The sequence below is a fragment of the Pseudoalteromonas sp. NBT06-2 genome (assembly GCF_002276045.1).
GTDB lineage: Bacteria > Pseudomonadota > Gammaproteobacteria > Enterobacterales > Alteromonadaceae > Pseudoalteromonas.
On sequence record NZ_NQMR01000078.1, the window covers coordinates 20,784 to 42,713 of the forward strand.

20 protein-coding genes are annotated in these 21,930 nt (G+C 35.5%); 5 read left to right on the plus strand and 15 right to left on the minus strand.

Annotated features, from left to right (window positions below):
- Positions 1–4 precede the first annotated feature (4 nt).
- Genes CJF42_RS15425 through gspC form a run of 11 tightly spaced genes read right to left on the minus strand, consistent with a single transcriptional unit; the run spans position 5 to position 10,583 of the window.
- Positions 5–475, minus strand: coding sequence for a type II secretion system protein M (locus CJF42_RS15425; protein ID WP_095367545.1), 471 nt, complete (start codon positions 473–475; stop codon positions 5–7).
- A 16-nt stretch (positions 476–491) separates the two neighbouring features.
- Positions 492–1,715: a type II secretion system protein GspL gene (gene gspL / locus CJF42_RS15430; protein WP_095367546.1), complete on the minus strand. Its 1,224-nt coding sequence runs from the start codon at positions 1,713–1,715 to the stop codon at positions 492–494.
- Positions 1,708–2,700: a type II secretion system minor pseudopilin GspK gene (gene gspK / locus CJF42_RS15435; RefSeq protein WP_095367547.1), complete on the minus strand. Its 993-nt coding sequence runs from the start codon at positions 2,698–2,700 to the stop codon at positions 1,708–1,710. The genes gspL and gspK overlap by 8 nt, the downstream gene beginning before the upstream one ends.
- On the minus strand, positions 2,687–3,319 hold the full coding sequence (gene gspJ, locus CJF42_RS15440) for a type II secretion system minor pseudopilin GspJ (protein WP_095367548.1): 633 nt from the start codon (positions 3,317–3,319) through the stop codon (positions 2,687–2,689). The genes gspK and gspJ overlap by 14 nt, the downstream gene beginning before the upstream one ends.
- 2 nt (positions 3,320–3,321) lie before the next feature.
- Positions 3,322–3,699, minus strand: coding sequence for a type II secretion system minor pseudopilin GspI (gene gspI / locus CJF42_RS15445; protein ID WP_095367549.1), 378 nt, complete (start codon positions 3,697–3,699; stop codon positions 3,322–3,324).
- Entirely contained in the window at positions 3,696–4,310 is a 615-nt protein-coding gene (gene gspH / locus CJF42_RS15450) for a type II secretion system minor pseudopilin GspH (RefSeq protein WP_286203503.1), read from the minus strand. Before gspH ends, gspI begins: the two co-directional genes overlap by 4 nt.
- Positions 4,311–4,354: 44 nt before the next feature.
- On the minus strand, positions 4,355–4,783 hold the full coding sequence (gene gspG, locus CJF42_RS15455) for a type II secretion system major pseudopilin GspG (RefSeq protein WP_095367550.1): 429 nt from the start codon (positions 4,781–4,783) through the stop codon (positions 4,355–4,357).
- 42 nt (positions 4,784–4,825) lie between these two features.
- Positions 4,826–6,040 (minus strand): type II secretion system inner membrane protein GspF, encoded by a 1,215-nt coding sequence (gspF, locus tag CJF42_RS15460; RefSeq protein WP_095367551.1) that lies wholly within the window; start codon positions 6,038–6,040, stop codon positions 4,826–4,828.
- Positions 6,040–7,545, minus strand: coding sequence for a type II secretion system ATPase GspE (gene gspE / locus CJF42_RS15465; RefSeq protein WP_095367552.1), 1,506 nt, complete (start codon positions 7,543–7,545; stop codon positions 6,040–6,042). The genes gspF and gspE overlap by 1 nt, the downstream gene beginning before the upstream one ends.
- Positions 7,538–9,631, minus strand: coding sequence for a type II secretion system secretin GspD (gene gspD, locus CJF42_RS15470; RefSeq protein WP_252097628.1), 2,094 nt, complete (start codon positions 9,629–9,631; stop codon positions 7,538–7,540). The genes gspE and gspD overlap by 8 nt, the downstream gene beginning before the upstream one ends.
- 19 nt (positions 9,632–9,650) lie before the next feature.
- On the minus strand, positions 9,651–10,583 hold the full coding sequence (gene gspC, locus CJF42_RS15475; RefSeq protein WP_095367553.1) for a type II secretion system protein GspC: 933 nt from the start codon (positions 10,581–10,583) through the stop codon (positions 9,651–9,653).
- A gap of 228 nt (positions 10,584–10,811) precedes the next feature.
- Here gspC and hslR point away from each other — a divergent pair, with 228 nt between their 5' ends.
- The 4 genes from hslR (at position 10,812) to pckA (ending at position 14,050) form a co-directional block, all read left to right on the plus strand.
- A complete protein-coding gene (gene hslR, locus CJF42_RS15480; protein ID WP_095367554.1) occupies positions 10,812–11,222 on the plus strand; it encodes a ribosome-associated heat shock protein Hsp15 in 411 nt (136 codons plus the stop codon).
- A gap of 92 nt (positions 11,223–11,314) precedes the next feature.
- Positions 11,315–12,157, plus strand: a complete 843-nt coding sequence (hslO, locus tag CJF42_RS15485; protein ID WP_095367555.1) for an Hsp33 family molecular chaperone HslO — start codon at positions 11,315–11,317, stop codon at positions 12,155–12,157.
- A gap of 76 nt (positions 12,158–12,233) precedes the next feature.
- Positions 12,234–12,410, plus strand: a complete 177-nt coding sequence (locus tag CJF42_RS27560) for a hypothetical protein (protein ID WP_170940630.1) — start codon at positions 12,234–12,236, stop codon at positions 12,408–12,410.
- A 29-nt stretch (positions 12,411–12,439) separates the two neighbouring features.
- On the plus strand, positions 12,440–14,050 hold the full coding sequence (gene pckA / locus CJF42_RS15490) for a phosphoenolpyruvate carboxykinase (ATP) (protein WP_095367556.1): 1,611 nt from the start codon (positions 12,440–12,442) through the stop codon (positions 14,048–14,050).
- A gap of 151 nt (positions 14,051–14,201) precedes the next feature.
- Here the strand turns inward: pckA and envZ are convergent, their stop codons facing one another.
- The 3 genes from envZ to greB all read right to left on the minus strand — a co-directional run bounded on the left by envZ (position 14,202) and on the right by greB (position 16,855).
- Positions 14,202–15,503, minus strand: a complete 1,302-nt coding sequence (envZ, locus tag CJF42_RS15495) for a two-component system sensor histidine kinase EnvZ (RefSeq protein ID WP_095367557.1) — start codon at positions 15,501–15,503, stop codon at positions 14,202–14,204.
- The gene (gene ompR / locus CJF42_RS15500) at positions 15,503–16,222 is read right to left on the minus strand and encodes an osmolarity response regulator transcription factor OmpR (RefSeq protein ID WP_095367558.1); all 720 of its coding nucleotides are present in this window, start codon (positions 16,220–16,222) and stop codon (positions 15,503–15,505) included. Before ompR ends, envZ begins: the two co-directional genes overlap by 1 nt.
- 153 nt (positions 16,223–16,375) lie before the next feature.
- Entirely contained in the window at positions 16,376–16,855 is a 480-nt protein-coding gene (gene greB / locus CJF42_RS15505) for a transcription elongation factor GreB (RefSeq protein ID WP_095367559.1), read from the minus strand.
- A 268-nt stretch (positions 16,856–17,123) separates the two neighbouring features.
- Here greB and CJF42_RS15510 point away from each other — a divergent pair, with 268 nt between their 5' ends.
- Positions 17,124–19,457, plus strand: coding sequence for a Tex family protein (locus tag CJF42_RS15510; RefSeq protein ID WP_095367560.1), 2,334 nt, complete (start codon positions 17,124–17,126; stop codon positions 19,455–19,457).
- 303 nt (positions 19,458–19,760) lie between these two features.
- Here CJF42_RS15510 and CJF42_RS15515 read toward each other — a convergent pair whose 3' ends face one another.
- Positions 19,761–21,764 carry an AAA family ATPase gene (locus CJF42_RS15515; protein WP_095367561.1) on the minus strand — a complete coding sequence of 668 codons (2,004 nt, stop codon included), beginning with the start codon at positions 21,762–21,764 and terminating at the stop codon, positions 19,761–19,763.
- Positions 21,765–21,930 lie beyond the last annotated feature (166 nt).

Here is a 21,930-nt window from a genome sequence, read left to right on the forward strand (position 1 = left end):
GTCATTATTTCTCTAAAATCAACTGACTCACTTTCACATAACCCGTATTATCATCTTTACTCATATCTATCTTTTCAATAGTGAACTGATGTTTTTCTACCAATAATGTCAACCAATCAACCAGCTTATTAAACTCAACACTTTCAATTGTTAAACGAAGTGTATTATCTTTCGGTTGCATTTTACTAATCACAATTTGATATTTATTACGTGTTTTATTCACTATTTGACTTAAACTACCAGAACTTATGCTTGCTTTAGGATTTGCTTGTTTAATCTTAGCGATACTAGATTGCATCCATATCACTAAATCCTGCTGCTTATTTAACTCTTTTGTAAAAGTATCTATCGCATTATTTAAAGGTCGCCAAACGCCCATCACAAACACAAAAATAACAAAAATACCGCCAGCTACCATTAACAATTTTTGTTCTTGTTCTTTAAGTGATTGCCAATATTCCAATATTGCTTTCATACTCTATTCTCCTAGCTCACGATTGGCGCCTGACTTTAACTTCACCAACAATATTATCACCATCATTATTAAGTGATCCTTGAGATACTTCTAAACCTTGATTTTCTAAGATAGATTTTACTCTGCCAAATGTCTGAAAGTCTTTCGCTTTTGCCCTTAATCTAATTTCATTACGTTTTTTATCATAACGTAATGAATCAGGTTCAAAGTTCTCGACTTCTTTAAACACAATCACTAAATCATTCATAAGATCTAAGAAACCAGCACCACTGCCACCTTCCAGTTGCTTTAAACGATTCTTAAGCTGTTTTTTAATGAGATGAGGGCGAACCTTAGCACGAGGAAAGGCTGACTTATATTGATCTATTACATTTTGCTTAGCAACAGAGACTTGCTGATCAAGTTGATATACTTGGAACCCTTTTAAACCCAAAGTTAAAACTAATGCAATTGATGCTGCAATCGCTGGCGTACGCCAAGCAGGTCGAACAATATTACTTTGTTTTTTAACCTGATAGTCACCTTGTAATAAATTAAAAGCGTGATTCTTAAGTTGTTTGGCAAATATAACTAAAGGTAAATCAAATTGAGATTCTTTTGATTCTAAGGTTAAACCATTTATTCCACTTAATTGTGCACTTGGTGTAAAGTGCATTAAAGTATCTACTTTAGTTGCACTTATATAGGTATTTAACCAATCAGATTCCACTTCAGCTATTTGCCAATCAGTGGTCTTCACCAACCATTTATTATCTAATGCAATTGCAGATGCTTTATCTATTTCATATGGCAATAATAAAGCATCCGGCATGATTTTTTGTGGAGAAAGTTGATAGTCAGCCAAACACTTAAGCCAAGTCTCAAACCAAGTTTTATTTAAGATTGCCACCTTAATACCGTATTGAGTCTCAGAATTTTTGGTATTTTGATACGGCTCATCTATCGCAATGAATATATCATCCAAGTCACAAGCTAACTCTTCCTCAATGATATAAGGCAAAGCTTGTTGTAGTTTTCGACTAAACTTTGCTGGCAAAGTCACTTTTTTTAATTGCACATCTGCGGCAGGTAATAAGGCTACAAATTGACGGTTTACCGCTTTATCTGTTAAGTTTACTAACTCGTTAGCATTTTGTAATTCGCCACTGGCTATGATTTCTTGTTCTGTATCAGAATAAATTAACCAATGTAATTTATCTGCCTGATTGTGACCTAAACGTATTATTAGAGTTTCACTCATCTACGTCGCCTCCAAATTTACGTGCCAATATACTGACTTTGTTATCTTTTATTTTCATCATCGTTGTCATTCTAAATCGACTTTCAGCAAATGTTGTATTTGCTATCAGTTGAAAATATTCGCTATTTACAACAAATTGTTTATTATCTTTTTTTAATTTTTTAGGTAACTTTTCGTTTGCATCACTGATAAATTTATCAATATCACTCCACCCTTCTGGTTCCCTTTCACTTAAAATTTGCTCTGCAATCTCAGTATCTGTTGCTAACAAAGCAGCTAATAAGTGAGCTTGCTCAGGAAGAATAGTATTTACATTAATTTCGAATAAATCAGAGCCAGGAATGATACATATATAGGGTAATAACCTTTCAACTATTAATGGGTTAAAGCCCTTGATTGTGCGTAATTCTGATATCGATGCTAAAAAATGATTAGCCGTTAAGTAAGGAATTTCACGAGATAAATATTCATCTTCTTCCGCACCTTCAGGGCGGCGGTTATCATCTTTATCAAGCCAATCTAATAAAGTATCAGCAAGCTCCTCTTGTGAGTTTTCTAGCGGAAGACTCTCAACTTCATCAAGTTTGTCTAACAATCTCAAAAATACACCATGAATTTCAGGTAGTTTATCTGCTGAATTGGCATTAGGCTTTGCCCTAAATGCATTTAAGTTTAAACAAGCTTGTAAGTCTGAAATTTGGCCACTTATCGTACCTCCTTCAACTGGAAAGGTTGCTTCTTCTTGTGCCCAAGGCTGTTTTAAATTAACTATTTCTTTGTCATCTTTTTTAGTCTGAATTAAAGCCTGTTTTGCTAGCGCTTCTGCCGCATAGCCATACCATTTTGCTTGTTGATGCTCTTGTAAAATACTATTTTTATTAACGAGCACCATCATCCGAGAACTCATTTCAACTGCTAATGTAGCAGCAAGTGCTACTACAAATAATACGATAATCAATGCTGCACCTGAGTTATTTTTTGTCATCAACAACTCCTGCGCCCGGCACTAAAAAAACACGCGTAATAGGTTCGATATCTTTTAATTTCAATTCAATTTTTATTGCTCTTGGTAGTGATTTAACTTTCCATGCGTCTAGCCACTTATCTCTGTCATTACGATACTTAACCAAAAACTCTTCCACGTTTTCTAGCAAAACATGTTTTCGAGGCTGTGCATCATCTAAACTATCGATATAAACTTTATAAATACGTTCAAGCTTGTCGTCTACAACACGATACCCTATTGCTTGTAGTTCACTGCGCGGTAATAAATTTGCAGGATTGCGCCAACCATCACGTACAAAAGCTAATCCATCATATTGGCTATTCATTAAATAGTGCCCGGCAATTAAGTATTGCTCAATACGCTCACCTGACTCATTACGACCTATACGTTGCGCCATTTGACTAAAGTCTTGATCCATTAATCTAAAAGTGGTTTGTAGCGTATTTAACTCAGCGATAGTTTGCTCTGATGTTTCATTGGTAAGAATGGCTGTATTTAAAATCTGGTGACTTGCAACAACAATAAAACCTAAAATACCTAAAGCAACCATGACTTCAAGCAAAGTAAATCCGAGTTGCTTAGATTGAGATTTTAACATATTCACTTGGTATTACTCTTAGTGACATAGGTACTTAATTCGTAAACAGCTTCTTGGTATTTTTCACTCTCAAATACAACAACTGTGACCTGATAAAAGTCTGCAGTTTCTGTTTTTATGACTTTTTGCTGCCAATACCATTTATGACCTGCTTGTTCTTCATTGCCTTTTTTATTATTTTTAGGCGGCCATTTATCACTCAGAGTTATTTCAGCTAATTGGTTTTCAGCAACCCAAGAGGCATAAGCTTGCTGTTCTACAATTGAAAGGTGATTAATATGCTGACCAGCGACTTGCATCGCTGCAATCCCCGCCATAGCACAAATACTTAATGCAACCATCACCTCTAATAAAGTAAACCCTACACTTTTATTTTTCATAGTTCAGGTTCTCTCTTAAATAAAACCGGCGCCATAAACTCACCTTGAATAAAAAAGGTCGGTTCTACTTGCTCTTTTAATGAAAGTGATAATGAAAAAGGGCTCACCTCCCCTGATGATAACAATATAACTTGAGGCACTTTTAATTTTTCAATTTCTAAAAAGCTTTCTTCATCATCTGTATCCATCAACTCTCGCCAATCAACTTGCTCTAATAAGTTGTCTTGTGCCCAAGGAAGATCATCAAGCTGTAACTCAACATCCATAAAGTCAGGAAATTTAACCGCTTTGAAAACCTTATTGCCAGTTAAAGGTATCCACTTTTCGCCATCAAATGCAAGAAACTCTAAAACACCTTTATCGATATGAAAGCCTAACTCTAACTGGTTTAATACCGCATAGTCAGCAGCTAAATTAATAACCGAATTCATTTTAACAGCTGATTTTTCTAATTCATCTTCTTGACCACCGCCTAAATTGTAAACCATCATATTAGTGGCAAATGCGATAATGACTAATACAACCATGATTTCAATTAAGCTAAAGCCTAAACTTTTTTGACGATAACGTGTAAAACCATGCGTTTTACTGCATGGTTTTAAATTTTTCACCTTACTGTGAATACTATGAAACAAGTGCTATTCCAAAAGCTATTTTAACCTTGTGTATCTTCTTCATTCCAATTACCAATATCATCTTCTGTACCCACTTCACCGTCAGGGCCCATAGAAAACAAATCAATTTTACCATTATCACCAGGGCTTACTAGCTGGTACGGATTACCCCATGGATCTTCAGGTAATTTATCGATAAAACCACCTTCGGGAAAACGTCTTGGTAAAGGTTCAATATCCGTTTCTGTTACTAATGCTTCAAGACCTTGCTCTGTTGACGGATATACTTTATTACGCAATTTATACATCGCCATCGCATCTTCTAACTGCTGTATGTCTAAATGCGCTTTATCTACAGCCGCTTCTTCTTGTTGTCCCATAATATTGGGTGCAACTATCGCCATGATCATGCCTATGATCACTAAAACCACCATTACTTCTAATAGTGAAAAACCAGACTGTTTTTTCATTGTTTACCTCTAATTTTAAATTTTATAAGACTTTTATTAAGACTACATACCAATCGCTTTGTTCATTGCCATTATTGGCTGTAATATTGCCATTACAATAAACAATACAATCACTGCCATTCCCGCAATCATGGCAGGTTCAAGAAGCTTTAATGACACACTCACTAAGCTTTCAAATTCTCTATCCTGATTATCTGCCGAACGTTCTAACATTTGCTCAAGCTCACCTGACTTTTCACCACTGGCAATCATATGCAACATCATAGGGGGGAAAAACTTTGTTTGCTGTAATGAAGCCCTTAGCGTCGCACCTTCACTTACTTTAACAGCCGCATCTCCTACAGCCTTTTTTATGCGTTCATTTGCCAGTACTTCACCTGATATTTTCATACCTTCTAATAAAGGTACTGAGCTAGAGGATAAAATACTTAATGTACGGGCAAATCGCGCAGTATTTAAGCTGCGACTTACTTTTCCTAAACCCGGAAGCGTTAAAAGTTTACTATCATACCAAAAGCGAATATGTGGTTTTGCTAACGCCTTTTTTATACCAAAAATAAGACTTAAAAATACAACTAAGGTGATCAACCAATAGTTTTGCACATAATTACTCGCAGCAAGTACCCACTCTGTCGTCCAAGGCAAAGCTTGTTTTGATTTTTCAAATGTTTTTAATATTTTAGGTACTACACTACCTAATAATATAGAAATAATACCAATTGCAAAAACAACTAGCACCATTGGATAAACCATAGCTTGTGTAATTTGGCTACGCATATGCTGACGTTGCTCAGTATAATCAGCTAAGCGATTCAGTACTTTATCTAAATGACCTGACTTTTCACCTGCCGCAACCATGGCACGATATAAATAATCAAATACATGAGGAAATTCAGCTAAGCCATCAGCTAAAGTATAACCTTCGACAACTTTTGAGCGAACCGACATTAGCATGCCTTTTAGTCTAGGCTTTTCACATTGTTCAGCTACCGCTAATATTGCTTCTTCTACAGGTAATGCCGACTGTATTAATGTTGCTAATTGGCGTGTAATTAAAGAGAGATCGGCAGTTGATATTTTAGTTTTAAAAAAACTACCACTTTGTTTTCTCTCTCCCTCTGCTGCAACATTAATTTCTAAAGGTGTTAAACCTTTTTCTCTTAAATTATGCCTGACCTGTTTTGCGGTATCCGCTTCAACCAAGCCCTTTATGCTTTTACCTTTAGCATTTAATGCTTTGTATTCAAATGCAGGCACTAGCTTTCCTCTCTAGTAACACGCAATACTTCTTCTAATGTTGTTTCGCCTAGTAATACTTTTCTACAACCATCTTGTCGAATACTGGGTGTTGTTTTACGAATATATTTTTCTACCGCTTGTTCACTTTTACCGTTATGAATAAGCTCTCTGATAGCATCATCAACAACCAATAATTCATGAATACCTGTACGACCTCGATAACCATTGTGATTACATTCTGTACAGCCTAATGCTCGGTAAATTTGCACTCCCTGATTAAATTCAACCCCCAATAAACGACATTCTTTTTCATCTGCCACATGAGATTGCTTACAATCAGGACATAAAGTACGTACTAAACGTTGTGATAAAACACCTAATAATGATGAAGATAATAAAAAAGGCTCTACCCCCATATCTTCCATACGTGTTATTGCACCTGCTGCGGTATTCGTATGTAAAGTAGATAATACCATGTGACCGGTTAATGACGCTTGAACTGATATTTGTGCTGTTTCTAAATCACGGATTTCCCCCACCATAACGACATCAGGATCTTGACGTAAAATGGCGCGTAAGCCACGAGCAAATGTCATATCCACTTTAGCATTTACTTGTGTTTGACCAATACCTGCAATTTCATACTCAATGGGATCTTCAACAGTTAAAATATTGCTTTCTTTTGAATCTATCTCAGCAAGACCTGCATATAGCGTAGTACTTTTCCCCGAGCCTGTAGGCCCAGTAACTAAAATAATACCGTGCGGCTTACGTACTAAATCAGTGAAAGTCACACGATTATCATCATTCATACCTAAATCTTGTAAATCTAGGCGCGCATTGTTTTTATCAAGTAAACGTAATACGACACGCTCACCATAACTTGAAGGCATAGTTGATACACGTACATCAACAGCACGACCCGCTATTTTTAAGCTAATACGACCGTCTTGCGGTATACGTTTCTCAGCAATATCTAATTTAGCCATTACCTTGATCCGAGAAACTAATAAAGAAGATAGCTTGCGATTAGGTTTTAATACTTCTTTTAAAACCCCATCAACTCTAAAACGGATCACTAAATCCATCTCAAAAGTTTCAATATGTATATCTGAAGCACCTTCTTTAATTGCTTCACCTAACATAGCATTAATCAGCTTGATAATCGGTGCATCATCATCACTGGCTAACAAATCTTCCGTTGTCGGCAACTCTTCAGCTAAAGAGAATAAATCAACTTCGTTGCCAATATCTTCCATAATTTGCTGCGTTTCAGAGCTATCTCTTTGGTAGATAGCTTCGATTTGTAATTCAAAGTCATCATCAGTAAGTCGCACCGTTGTAAAACTTTGAGCTGCAATACGTCTTGCTTCAAGTAAAACTTCTAGGTTTAACTCACCTTTATAAAACAAAGTGAAATTATTACTTTGCTGTTCATGACTCAAAAACACACCAAAGCGACGCGCATAAGAAAAAGGCAGGCGCTTAGCAGCCATTGGAACTGCGACCGCTAACTCAGTCATCTTTTTTCTCTTTTTTATTTTTATTGTGCAAGAACTCTTGATAAGTAGGTGGTAAAACTAATTCATCATTCCACTCAGGTAATACTGGAGTTTGCGAACCGGGCATTAATGATATACCTTTTTCATCCATTTTTTCTTGCTCTGAACGCAGGTAATTATATTTTTCATGGCTTAATTTATTCATAGTGACACCATCACGAATGATAGTTGCCCGAATAAATACCATTAAATTACGTTTGCGTTTAGTAGTACTACTTGATTTAAATAAATGGCCTAAAATTGGAATGTCACCTAAAATCGGCACCTTAGAAACACTTTCTTGCACATCTTCATCAATCAAACCTCCCAGTATAACCATCTTGCCATCATCAGCTAATACGGTTGTACTAAATTCACGTTTATTAGTAATAATATCAACCGAAGTGGAACCACTGATACTCGAAACTTCTTGCTCAATAGTTAATAGAATTGCAGAGCCATCATTAATTTGTGGTGTTACTTTTAATTTTATACCGACTTCTTGACGATCTACCGTACTAAATGGGTTTGAATTATTACTCCCTGCAGCAGAACCTGTCAAAATTGGAATTTCTTGACCTACGATCATCGAGGCTTCTTGATTATCCATGGTAGTAATTGAAGGTGTTGATAAAACATTAGTATTAGTATCAGTTGCAGCGGCTTGAATAATCGCGCCCCAATCACCTTTAATGATACCCATAGCCATACCACTGACACTGGAAAGTAAGCTTGCAGCAGCGGTTAAATCACCTTCTACAACTCTTGTAGTCGGAGCAGAACCCACAGTACTGCCATTAGCATTGGTAGAGGCTGTTGTTTCGGTAATCGTTTTATCTCTTGCTTGTTCCGCTGCCACAGCTAATGAACCAACAGGTACAGTGCCATTATTAAATTGTACCATGCCGCCTTGCTTTGTGATCCACTGAAAACCTAAGTTAATACCATCACCTTCAAATACCTCTAAGATAATCGCTTCAACTAAAACTTGTGGACGACGCACATCTAATTTAGCAATGACTTTTTCAAGTGAACGCATTACATCAGGTTGTGCTGTAATAACGAGTGAATTCGTTTCAGTATGGGCTTCTATACTTGTTTGGTTTTTACTATTACGACTTTTAGATTTAGAGCTAGATTTCTTTTGTTCCTCAGCAATTGACTTGCTTACACCCTGCAATACTTTTACTAATTCTTCGGATTTAGCGTAGTTTAGATATACAACCTTAGTATTACCTTGGCTTTCAAGTTCGCCATCTAATCTTTTAATTAATTCTAAAGCTCGCTCCCTTGCTTGTGTTTCACCACTTACAATAATGCTATTAGTACGATCATCAGCAACCACTTTAGGAATTAAAAAAGCCGGTATATTAGACTTTCCAGAGGTTGGTTTATAAATTTTTTCAATAACAGATACAATATCACCAGGTGCTGCATGTTTTAAACGAATGATATCAACTTGTTTATCACCCGCCTGATCAACTAAACGTATGATTTTAACCAAGCGATTTACTGATGCAGCATGACCTGTCAGCATCATTACGTTTGCGTCTTTATAATTAGTTACATGACCACCATCTTTTTGATCACTAAACTGACGAATAAGCGGGCCTAACTCTTGAACACTGACATTTTTAACACGAATAACACGTGTCACCATCATATCACCGTAAGATGTGTCATCGCCATCATCCATTACTGGTACGCTAGATTTTTTAGCGCTAGAGCTTTTTTCTATTTTTAATATACCGTTATCCATTTCAACAACAGCAATACCTTGCACTTCCAGTACATTTAAGAAAAATTGATAATAAAGCTTTTCATCCATTAATTCATAGCTGCGCACGTTAATTTTGCCGCGTACTGCTGGGTCAATAATAATGGTTTTATTTAAATTTTTACCAACGATATTAATAAACTCATTAATATCTGTGCCCTTAAAATTAGCTGAATACTCTACAGCAGCAACAGACAACGAAGTTCCTATAGCAAGCATCAATGCGGCGTATTTTGCCAACCCTTTCTTAATTTTAGTGCTTTTTTTTAGGCGGCCTTGCATGTGATTCATCTTATAAACTCCGAATCTATTATTCTAAACTAAACAATACGTCCAATTGTTCGCCCTTGCGATCAATTGAAATCGTAGCTGATTGTGCGGTGCGCAATTCATTAATTGCAGCCATAGCTTGCTTCATATCAGTAAGCATATAACCATTGATTGAAGTTGCTAAGTCATTGTTCTTCAACCCCATCTTTTTAAATAACGCAGGATCTTTTCCAGGTCTTAATTTATATCCAACTAATTCACCATTTACCCTAGATGGCGAAACTCGAATATAATCAAATAACTTACCTGGATCTTTTACTAATTCTGCCCGTTTTTCACGAATTTCACGTTTTACATCTGCATTTTGCGTTGCTTTAATAGTACGTGAATTTTTTGTGATTTTTTTAGGGAAAGTACTTTGTGGCTTACGTTTTACACCACTTACTGTTTTCGAAAAGTTAAACCCGTCTAACATCAAAGTTTCATATCGACTACGTACCTGTATAATGACACGATCTGCAAATACCTGTTTAATTGTTGCTCGCGTGCCTTTAACAACATCTCCGACCGCATAGGTTTCTTGTGAGCCTTGGCTTTCTATAATAGCTGAACCAGCTTTATCATTTTGATTCACAGCCATCACACCCGTTAAATTGATATTTAATGTTGTTTCTGGGGCATCGTTAATGATTTTTGGTGTTTCAATTTCTGTTTTAATCGGTTTTGCATTGGCAATACCAAATAAATTTAGATCGGTAATACCTGAACTATTAATGCTACTGCGGCTAGCTGAATTTGAATTAGAGCTATTAATAAATGAATTTGATTCTTGAGGTTGTGGCCAAAATAGCCAAAATGCTTGAGCAGATAAATATGCAACATACACCACAATTACTAATAGTAGTGTAAAACTAATTTGCCTTTCTGGTAGTTTGGCAATTAAATACTGAATTTGTTGTGATTTTTGCTGCATAACCTTTATTTTTTATAATTAATAGCGATGACATCTTAACGCGCTTATTTTCATACAACAAGTGACTTAATAGTTAATCTTATCTAGAAATTGAATAAAAAGGTACAAACACCTTTCTAACACTTATTCTTACTATGTTTAAGTATTTCGTAAACAAATGTAGTCTCTTTTTAAAAAAGTCTTTTCATGCTATATTTCGCACAATTTCTCAGCGATATTTAATTTAGAATGGCAAAAAATCCAAAAACACAGCCAAATGACACTCTTAAAGTTAGATTAGATAAATGGCTTTGGGCTGCAAGGTTTTATAAAACCCGCGCTATAGCAAGAGACATGGTTCAAGGGGGAAAAGTTCAATATAATGGCCAAAGGTGCAAAGCTAGTAAAACAGTTGAAATAGGCGCAATTATAAAACTGACTCAAAATTATGATGAAAAAATCATTACTGTTTTAGTTATATCTGAACACAGACGCGGCGCACCTGAAGCACAACTTTTATATCAAGAGTCAGATGAAAGCATAAAACAGCGTGAAATAAATACGATAGCTAGAAAAAATAACAATTTCTTTTCACCACATCCAGATCGTAAACCAGATAAGAAACAAAGACGTAAAATTATTCAATTTAAACAGAATTAAGCGAAGCAAAACCCGTTTTATTAAAGCACTTTATAGTAATACCGCAGGATTTAAATTCTACGATACATAAATTTAAGATAGGCAAGTTCAAGATGCAAGATTTATTACACAGATATATTTTTGAAGACCTCGATGCCAGGGGGGAATTAGTTCAGTTAAACACCACGTTTAACGAAATCATTAAAGGTCATGATTACCCAACTCCAGTTAAAGAGTTACTAGGGGAATTATTAGCAGCAACCTGTTTGTTAACGGCGACTCTAAAATTTGAAGGTGACATTGCCGTTCAGTTACAAGGTGATGGTCCTGTAAAGTATGCCGTGATCAACGGTGATAACGAACAAAATATGCGAGGCATTGCGCGCCTACAACGTGAAATAAAAGGCACAAGTATCAAAGAACTGATCGGTAAAGGCCAGATGGTCATTACTATCACACCTAAAAAAGGTGAAAGATATCAAGGTATAGTGCCACTTGATGCTGATACATTAGCAAAATGTTTAGAGCAATACTTTACACAGTCGGAGCAATTAAAAACTCGTTTATGGTTTGCAACTAATATTACTGAAGATGCAGCTAAAGTATCAGGCTTATTTTTACAAGTATTGCCTGTTGATAAAGAAAAAGCTGAACAAGACTTTATTCATCTTGAAGCACTATCAAATACTATTAAAGATGAAGAGTTGTTAACTTTAGATGCAACGACTGTTTTAACTCGTCTTTATCATGAAGACAATCCAAAAGTATTTGAACCGCAAGCTGTAAATTACAAATGTACTTGCACTCGTGATAAAACTGCAGGCGCATTAATGAATGTTGGTCTTGAGTCTTTATTAGAAGAAATAGCAAGCCATGGTGACATTCAAATTAATTGCCATTACTGCTTACAAAATTATATTTTTGATGAATCGCAAGTCAGAGCCCTTTTTCACTAACTGTAAATTATAAATATTAGTAATTTTTATTACTGGCAAACAGCCGAGCATTGCTCGGCCTTTTTATTGCTCAAATATGGAAAACAGACTGACACCGCTGTCATTAATAAATTTCATCTTACATTGGCAATATGATACCGGTGTCATAAATGATTTTTTTGAAAACTACGACTTAACGCCTTTTATTGCTTTTGTTTTAGCCAGTGATCACCTAGAATTAGCGCCTAATCTCACAATCGTTCTTTATAACTAAACCCCGTTCAAACGTAGGAGTGTTTTTGCATGACCGCTTTAGAAAACTCAATTGATTTGTCACTATATGGTATCAATGATGTGACAGAAATTGTTTACAATCCCTCTTATGAGTTGCTTTTTTCAGAAGAAACTAAAGCCGGCCTAGAAGGTTTTGACAAAGGTGTCGAAACTAAACTTGGCGCAGTAAATGTAGACACAGGTATTTTTACCGGTCGTTCACCTAAAGATAAATATATTGTTCGTGATGACGTAACTCGCGATACAGTATGGTGGTCTGATCAAGGTAAAAATGATAACAAACCTATGACCCCAGAAACATGGGATCATTTAAAAGGTTTAGTTACAACACAATTAAGCGGCGAACGTTTATTTGTTGTTGATACTTTTTGTGGTGCTGATGAAGCAACACGTTTAAAAGTACGTTTCATTACTCAAGTAGCATGGCAAGCACATTTTGTTAAAAACATGTTCATTCGTCCTACTGAAGCTGAGCTTGAAAATTACGAACCTGATTTCGTAGTTATGAACGGTGCAAAAACAGTCAATAATAAATGGAAAGAGCAAGGTCTTAACTCTGAAAACTTTGTTGCTTTCAACTTAACTGAAAAAGTTCAACTGATCGGTGGTACTTGGTACGGCGGCGAAATGAAAAAAGGTATGTTCTCCATGATGAACTACTACCTTCCGCTTCAAGGCATTGCATCTATGCACTGTAGTGCAAATGTTGGTAAAGATGGCGATACAGCAATTTTCTTTGGTTTATCAGGGACTGGTAAAACAACGCTTTCTACAGATCCTAAACGTCAACTTATCGGTGATGATGAACATGGTTGGGATGACAATGGCGTATTTAACTTTGAAGGCGGTTGTTACGCAAAAACAATCAACCTTAGCAAAGAAAACGAACCAGATATCTATAATGCAATCCGTCGTGATGCATTATTAGAAAACGTAACTGTTGATGCGAACGGTAAAATTGATTTTGACGATAACTCGAAAACTGAGAACACACGTGTTTCTTACCCGATTCACCATATCGACAATATAGTAAAACCAGTTTCTCGTGCAGGACATGCTAAGAAAGTAATTTTCTTAACTGCTGATGCATTTGGTGTTTTACCACCAGTTGCTAAATTAACGCCAGAGCAAACTGAATACTACTTCCTTTCAGGTTTCACAGCAAAACTAGCCGGCACTGAACGTGGTATTACAGAGCCTACCCCTACTTTCTCTAGCTGTTTCGGTGCTGCATTTTTAAGCCTACATCCAACTCAGTACGCTGAAGTATTACATAAACGTATGGAAGATGCTGGCGCAGAAGCTTACTTAGTTAACACAGGTTGGAACGGTACTGGTAAACGTATTTCTATCAAAGCAACGCGTGCCATCATTGATTCAATCTTAGATGGTTCAATTGATAACGCTGAAACAACTGTTATCCCTATGTTCAACTTAGCCGTACCGACTTCAGTTGAAGGTGTTGAAGGTGACATCCTTGATCCTCGTAGAACATACAAAGATGCAAGCGTTTGGAATGATAAAGCAGTAGATTTAGCACAACGCTTTGTAAATAACTTTGAGAAATTCACTGATACAGATAATGGTAAAGCATTAGTATCAGCTGGTCCTCAGTTATAATATTGCTGCGAGAGTTTACTCTCGAACATTAACAAAATAAAAAGGTTAGCTAAGGCTAGCCTTTTTTAATATCCACCAAAAAGGGGTCGGAGTACATTAACCCATTTTAAGTTAATTCACTCCGACCCCTTTTTAGTTTTATTTTTTTTCCCTACTGTTTAACAAGGAAGTTTACTTTTGCTTCTAACCCACCTTCAGGCATATTTCTTAAAGTTACTGTGCCATTATGCATATCTACGATACGTTTGATGATTGCTAAACCTAAACCACTGCCTTCACTTCCACGCGCTAAATCTCCTTGTGTGAATGGTTGAAATACGCGTTCTAGTTCGTTTTCAGGAATGCCAGGGCCTTTATCTTGGATGGCCACATAAGCGTATTTTTTAGATTTATCTAAACCTGTTATCACTTGAATATCATCATCAGAGTAACGCAGTGCGTTCACGATCATATTTGTTATTACACGCTTGATTGCAACATGACTTAATGGAATATTTGGAATATTGTCATTAAGCTGAGCTTTAATCACTCTTTGCTGTTTTTGTTCAGAAGAAACGACCTCGGCAACTAAAGCATTTAAGTCTTCACTATCTAATTCTGCCACTTTATGATGCCTTAGATATTCAATGAATTGATCTATAATCGTATTCATATCTTCTATATCATAAATAATGCCATCTCGTAAATAATCTTCATCGTCAGACATCATTTCTGTAGCTAAGCGAATACGTGTTAAAGGCGTTCTCAAGTCATGTGATACTCCCGCCATCAATAAGCGCCGGTCTTCTTCGAGCTCTTTAATGCCTTTAGACATTTGATTAAATGCACGTGTTACTTCAATCACTTCAATAGAACCGCGCTCTTTGAGTTGAGTAGAATAATCCCCTACACCAACTTTAACCGCGGCATCTTGTAATGATTTTAGTGGTCGGTTTAATTGGCTCGCAAATAACCAGCCACCTAAAACACTTAACACACCGATACAAGCCAAATAAAATGTTAAAAACTCTAATTGCGTTTCTTTAAAGCCCATTAACGGTACTCGCACCCAATATCCTGGTGCTTGTGGCGATTCAACCCAATAAACTAGTTGGCTTGCTTGATTAATTCTAACTCGTGCAGGTCCACCTAATTGCTCTGACATTATGTTAGATAACATCGGATATTCAGATGCCATTTCAAGACCATTTTTAAATGCTTTTTTTTCACTCATGACTTCTACCCCTGTTGCCAAATGAAATTTCTCGGCTATTTCAGGAGATAAAACAATGCCATCGTTAACACCTATAAATACGATTTTAACTTGTTTAGAAAGCATTAAAGTTACTTGCTCAATAGTAGGTTTAACGACATAAAAAGTCACTGATATATATGAAACAATTTGATTAATTAAAAGTAGTGCACCAACAAAAAATACTGTTTGTCCAAATGCACTACGCGGAAATAATCGCATTATTCATCACTGTCAGGAACAAATACATAACCAAGTCCCCAAACTGTTTGTAAGTATCTAGGGTTAGCTGGATCGTCTTCAATCATACGACGCAGACGAGAGACCTGAACATCAATACTACGTTCAAGGGCGCTGTAGTCACGACCTCGCGCTAGATTCATTAACTTATCACGGCTAAGCGGTTCTCTTGGGTGAGTAACTAACGCTTTTAAAACAGCAAACTCACCACTTGTTAGCGATATAATTTCATCACCGTGGCTCATTTCACGTGTTGCTAAGTTTAGTTTAAAGTTACCAAATTCAATTTTATTTTCTTCTGCAGCAGGTGCACCCGGTACATCAGCTGAACGACGGCGTAAGATTGCTTTAATACGAGCTAATAATTCACGCGGGTTAAAAGGTTTAGGAATGTAATCATCGGCACCGAGCTCTAAACCAATAATGCGGTCAACTTCATCGCCTTTGGCAGTTAACATGATAATTGGAATATCATTTTCTTTTTGTCGTAAACGACGACAAATAGATAAACCATCTTCACCTGGTAACATTAAATCTAATACTAACAAATGAAAGTTTTCACGCTCTATCAGGCGATCCATTTGTTCTGAATTTCCAGCTGAACGGACGATAAAACCTTGTTCTACTAGGTAACGTTCTAATAATGAACGTAAGCGCATATCATCATCTACTACTAAAACTTTGGTTGTTTCCTGTCCCATGTCCAACTCCGAGCTAACTTCTGTTATTAATATGAACTAAATATAAAAGAAAATGATCATAATAAGAATCCTTTTATGATTTAGTTTGTTACGGAAAGTTTCATAATGGCTAAATTAACATCAAACTCATCATAACTACGGACTCTAAAGGAATTATTTCTCGTATTCAATTGCGTTTACAAACCATTCTTTATTACCCTGTGGCGTTTTTACAATAAATTCATCATCTACTTGTTTTTTTAATAATGCTCTGGCCATTGGTGAGTCGATAGAAATATAAGACTCCATTTCATCGCCATATATTTCATCTGGACCCACTATTTTAAATGATTTTGTTTCGCCTGCTTCATTTTCAATATAAACCTTGGCGCCAAAAAATACTTTACCTTCTTGAACCTGTGAGTATTCAACCACTTTTAAATCAGGTAATCGTTTTCTTAAGTATCTAACACGCCGATCTATTTGACGTAAAACACGTTTATTAAAAGTGTAATCGGCATTTTCAGATCTATCTCCCAAGCTTGCAGCCCATGTTACTATTTTTGTAATTTCAGGACGTTTTACAGTCCATAAATAATTTTCTTCTTCTTGAAGTTTTCTATAACCTTCGGCTGTTACTAAATTTGTTTTCACACGTTTATATCTTCAATTAATTAAAAAAATAAAAAGGATGCACTTAAGCATCATAGATAATTTAAGCTTCTTTTCAAACACTCGATCAGTAAAAATGATGCAAATGCACTTTAAAATTGGACTTTTGCAGTACTAATAGAGACAATATTATTCATTATATGGTCTATCATAGCGGGTTTTGAATTTAGCATCAGTATTTTACCTAGCTGATTCAAAAAACCATTTATTTTCATGACCACTTCATTTGATATACGTTTATAGGTTCAAAATGAGCAAAATTGCATCTCAATTGGCACAAGAACTCAATGCCAATGAAAACCAAGTTAACGCAGCCACGCAATTATTAGATGAAGGTGCAACAGTACCATTCATAGCACGCTACAGAAAAGAAGCAACTGGCGGATTAGATGATACACAGCTGCGCTTATTAGAGCAGCGCCTTGGTTATTTAAGAACCTTAGAAGAAAGGCGAAAATTCATATTAAATACCATAAAAGACCAAGACAAATTAACATCTCAGTTAGAGCAAGATATAAAAGCAACAAACAGTAAAACTGAGTTAGAAGATTTATACCTACCTTTTAAAGCTAAACGCAGAACCAAAGGCCAAATTGCAATCGAAGCGGGTTTAGAGCCATTAGCCAACAACTTGTTTTCTCAACCATCATTAACGCCAGAAAACGAAGCACAAAACTTCTTAAATCCAGAGCAAAAAATCAACGAAATAAAAGATGCTTTAGATGGCGCTAAATTTATTTTAATAGAACGTTTTGCTGAGGATGCTAAATTACTTGCTAAATTACGTCGTCAAATCAGCCAATACGGCGTGATAAATAGCCGCTTAGTAAAAGGTAAAGAAAACGAAGGTTCAAAATATCAAGATTACTTTGAACACACAGAAAATCTAAAAAAAGTACCTTCTCACCGTGCACTTGCCATGTTACGAGCGCGTAGTGCCGGCGTAGTACAACTAAAAATGGTGCCCGACCCAAGTTCAGAACGCCCAGAAGGCATATGCATTAATATTATTGCTAAGCACTTTAATATCGATTTACAAAATACAGCAGCAAGTGAGTGGCTATTAAGTGTTGTGCAAACTTGTTGGAAAGCAAAATTATCACTTCACCTAGAAAACGAATTTTTAGGCGCTATGCGCGATAAAGCCGAAAATGGCGCTATTGATGTATTTGCTAAAAATCTAAAAGACTTATTAATGGCAGCGCCTGCCGGCCCACGTGTTACTTTAGGTTTAGATCCTGGTTTACGTACTGGCGTAAAAGCAGCATTTGTTGATGTAACAGGGAAAATGCTAGGTCACTGCACTATATTCCCACATGCACCGCAAAATCATTGGGACAAATCATTACGCACTTTAAGCCAATTGTGTCGCCAACATAAAGTAGAGTTAATCGCCATTGGTAACGGTACTGCCTCGCGCGAAACCGACAAGCTTGCAGCTGAATTAATAAAAACTGAAAGCGATTTGAAAATAAATAAAATTATTGTCAGCGAAGCAGGTGCATCAGTTTATTCAGCGTCAGAATTAGCAGCGAACGAGTTCCCTGATTTAGATGTATCTATTCGTGGTGCTGTTTCTATTGCGCGTCGCTTGCAAGACCCTCTTGCTGAGCTAGTAAAAATTGAACCTAAAGCCATTGGTGTTGGCCAATACCAACATGACGTATCGCAAAGCCTGTTATCAACTAGCCTAGATGGTGTAGTAGAAGACTGTGTAAATGGCGTTGGTGTCGATATCAACATGGCTTCAGCACAATTATTAGCCCGTGTATCTGGCTTAAATAAAACGCTATCGCAAAACATTGTTAAATATCGTGATGAAAATGGCGTATTTACCGATCGTAGCCAACTTAAAAAAGTAGCACGCTTAGGGCCAAAAGCATTTGAACAAAGTGCTGGTTTCTTACGTATTAGCAATGGCACCGACCCACTAGATAGCTCGTCCGTTCACCCTGAATCATACCCAGTAGTAAAACGCATACTAATGAAAACCAATATCGAAGTATCTGATTTAATGGGTAACAGCGAAAGCTTAAAAGCCTTAAATGCTAATGACTTCACAGATGAAAAATTTGGTCTGCCAACAGTAACTGATATCATTGAAGAGCTAGATAAACCGGGTCGCGATCCGCGACCACAATTTAAAACAGCCACATTCAAAGAAGGTGTAGAAACCGTATCAGATTTAAAACCAGGCATGATTTTAGAAGGTGTAGTTTCAAACGTCGCTAACTTTGGTGCATTTATAGATGTAGGCGTACATCAAGACGGCTTAGTACATATTTCGTCTATCACTAATAAATTTATTTCAGATCCGCGTGAAATCGTAAAAGCCGGTGATATTGTAAAAGTAAAAGTAGTAGAAGTAGATGTTGCTCGTAAGCGTATCAGCTTTACCATGCGCTTAGATGATGAAATTCATACTTCACCTCAATCTAAACAAAATCATAAACCACAAGCTAATAAGTCTCAAGCAAACGATGCGCAAAGAAAACCACAACATCAAGCTAAGTCAAGGAAAGAATCTAACAATGCAGCTATGGGTAATGCCTTTGCGGATGCATTTGCTAAACTTAAAAAGTAATTAAGAACAATAACTTATGGTTCAACGGCATTTAAATGACCACATATTGGCCACAACTTTAAAATCAATTGTAATAACTACGCTTTCCGGATAGGGGGTCCCCCAGCGCCACCAAATTAAGTGCTATGAATTAGGTAGTTAGGTTAAATCTTAACTACCTTTTTTGTATCTAAAATTTAATTCGCCATAAAATTGCCATTTTTTATTATGTATAATAAGTAAAATGAGGGAATGAAATAGCAAAAGTTTAAACCCATTTAAAAACTTTTAGTTACTGAGCATATTATTAAAATATAAATTTAATTAACCATCAAAAAAATTTTTAATCTGATAAATCCATTCAGGTATGATTCCTTCTTTATCGAAGGATTGAGACCTAAAGTACTCTCCCTCATTTTCCCTTGATGAGCAAATTTCAACATATTTTTTAGCAAAAAGAATCTTATTTTCCCCAAGGTTTTCTTTAAAGTAATCTTCTAATTCAAGATTTTTAAAGTTTTTTATAAAACTTGTATTACCATATGTATTTTGATATTTAAAATCATCGTTACCGGTCAGTTCTCTAATTGTTTCTAGGAAAATACAAGGTTCTAAAGCTTGTTCAATGTCAGTAGGAGAGGTATCTGCATTCGCAAGATCTAGTAAATGAGTTTTCTCATGTGAGTTTTTATTACTTAATCGACTTATTTTTAGGTTATTCCTTTTATCATTTTTTAGATTTTCACATCTGGTTATATCTGTATCAATTACACAATAAACCTTTCCATTTGGTTTATCTTCCGAGATTGGGGTCTCAAGATATTTATATAACCTGATAACCATCCTCTGACCACCCAGAGGCAATATTTTAAGCTTTTTCTTTTTAATTTCTTCTTGAAAAAAATATTCAAAATATATTTTTTCACTTATCCCCTCACAAAGTATCCAATTGTAAGCATTATCACTTCTTATAGAATAAAAGATAGATTGGACTAAATCATAAGTACTTTTCAATACAAAGTTTTTAGGATAATTATATTTTGATTCTTCAATATCTTTTTTGACTTGAGCTTTATAGTCATAGAGATCATAACTTTCAAAGGTAATTTGACTACCAACTGTATTTAAAAAGTGACTATGACCTTCACTAACTATGGGCAAAAAACCATACCAATGAGTTGTTATTAAAATTTGGTTATGTAGAGATATCTCTTTTAACTTTTCAAATTGTTCATAACATAAAGCAGTGTGAAGTGAATTTTCAGGCTCATCGATACCAATGATTACCATTTTTTCTCTGTTAGAATTTCTTTTTAAAAAGGCATAAACTAAATTTATAAGCGCTTGTCTTTTCTCCCCAGCGCTAAGCTCACTGATTTTGGTTAAATTAACACCATCTTTTTTATTTAAAATTCTTTTTTGAAAATAAACTTCTAGAATTTTATTAACGAGGTCGTTTTTTGTAATTGCATTATTTCGATCTTTTCCAGTATGGTAACAGTATTCATTTTCTAAAATATCCTCTATTTCTAAAACAAAATTTTCAAGAATTTTGTTAATTCCATCTTTCTTATCAATATTTACGTCTTTTAATGATTTTTCAATTTCCTTCTTTATATCTTTATCGAAGATTTTTTGCATTTCAGTTGTTTCAATCTTTGTAAAACTTTCAGCATCGAGCTCAACAGGAAAATATACATAAGAATAAAGAGACTTGAGTTCTATAAAGAACTTTTTCCAATCTCTAACCAATAATTCTTTTTTTAAAATTTCTTTCTGTTTTTCTCTGCTTACCTGATTCGCATTAGCATGGGTTAATTGGAGTAAGTGAGAAACAAAAGACTCTTCTCCATGAAAACTAGCAAAATAAGGTTTTGGTAAAACATCCCTATCAGCATCTGATTCACCAACTAACATTAAGTAATGGGAACTTTTAGAATATCCATTTTCTAATAAAGTTTTTCTTAGCTCGAAGAATTCATTCATAGAACTTCTTGTTTTGCTTGGGACATCACTTTTATTTATATCCCAAAAATAAGTACTAACTTTATCGAACTCTTTCTTTTGACGAGATACTTTTGATTTTTCAATTAAGAAAATAGGCGCAATAAACGGTTCGTTTCCGACAGTTTTAATACCATCATTAAGAGCGCTTTGATTAATTGGATATTTTGCACCGTTAAAATAGGAGTTAAAAGCTTCAAGAATTGTACTTTTTCCAACACCATTTTCACCTGCGTATGTAGTAAAATTATATTTTAAACCCACAGGTATAAAACAAATGCCTTTATAAGCTTTTACATGCCTAAGATACAGACCAATTATCATCTAAAACGTCCTTTTATTATTACAAACTTTTTAAGATTTATAGTTAGCTCTTATGCATTGGTTACTACAATAAAAGTTTTTACTATAAATCAGCATGATAGTATCACTTAATAATTTTAATATACAAAATAAAATTATATAAATATGCAGTCGCTCCCCCCCTATT

Bases quoted from the DNA above. Each gene is read 5' to 3' on its own strand.
- envZ (WP_095367557.1), bottom strand. From the start codon at position 15,503: ATGCGATTATTTCCGCGTAGTGCATTTGGACAAACAGTATTTTTTGTT.
- gspI (WP_095367549.1), bottom strand. From the start codon at position 3,699: ATGAAAAATAAAAGTGTAGGGTTTACTTTATTAGAGGTGATGGTTGCA.
- gspD (WP_252097628.1), bottom strand. From the start codon at position 9,631: ATGAATCACATGCAAGGCCGCCTAAAAAAAAGCACTAAAATTAAGAAA.
- CJF42_RS27560 (WP_170940630.1), top strand. From the start codon at position 12,234: ATGGAAAACAGACTGACACCGCTGTCATTAATAAATTTCATCTTACAT.
- gspC (WP_095367553.1), bottom strand. From the start codon at position 10,583: ATGCAGCAAAAATCACAACAAATTCAGTATTTAATTGCCAAACTACCA.
- gspL (WP_095367546.1), bottom strand. From the start codon at position 1,715: ATGAGTGAAACTCTAATAATACGTTTAGGTCACAATCAGGCAGATAAA.
- gspG (WP_095367550.1), bottom strand. From the start codon at position 4,783: ATGAAAAAACAGTCTGGTTTTTCACTATTAGAAGTAATGGTGGTTTTA.
- gspJ (WP_095367548.1), bottom strand. From the start codon at position 3,319: ATGTTAAAATCTCAATCTAAGCAACTCGGATTTACTTTGCTTGAAGTC.
- CJF42_RS15425 (WP_095367545.1), bottom strand. From the start codon at position 475: ATGAAAGCAATATTGGAATATTGGCAATCACTTAAAGAACAAGAACAA.
- CJF42_RS15510 (WP_095367560.1), top strand. From the start codon at position 17,124: ATGAGCAAAATTGCATCTCAATTGGCACAAGAACTCAATGCCAATGAA.
- gspE (WP_095367552.1), bottom strand. From the start codon at position 7,545: ATGACTGAGTTAGCGGTCGCAGTTCCAATGGCTGCTAAGCGCCTGCCT.
- ompR (WP_095367558.1), bottom strand. From the start codon at position 16,222: ATGGGACAGGAAACAACCAAAGTTTTAGTAGTAGATGATGATATGCGC.
- hslO (WP_095367555.1), top strand. From the start codon at position 11,315: ATGCAAGATTTATTACACAGATATATTTTTGAAGACCTCGATGCCAGG.
- gspK (WP_095367547.1), bottom strand. From the start codon at position 2,700: ATGACAAAAAATAACTCAGGTGCAGCATTGATTATCGTATTATTTGTA.
- pckA (WP_095367556.1), top strand. From the start codon at position 12,440: ATGACCGCTTTAGAAAACTCAATTGATTTGTCACTATATGGTATCAAT.
- CJF42_RS15515 (WP_095367561.1), bottom strand. From the start codon at position 21,764: ATGATAATTGGTCTGTATCTTAGGCATGTAAAAGCTTATAAAGGCATT.
- hslR (WP_095367554.1), top strand. From the start codon at position 10,812: ATGGCAAAAAATCCAAAAACACAGCCAAATGACACTCTTAAAGTTAGA.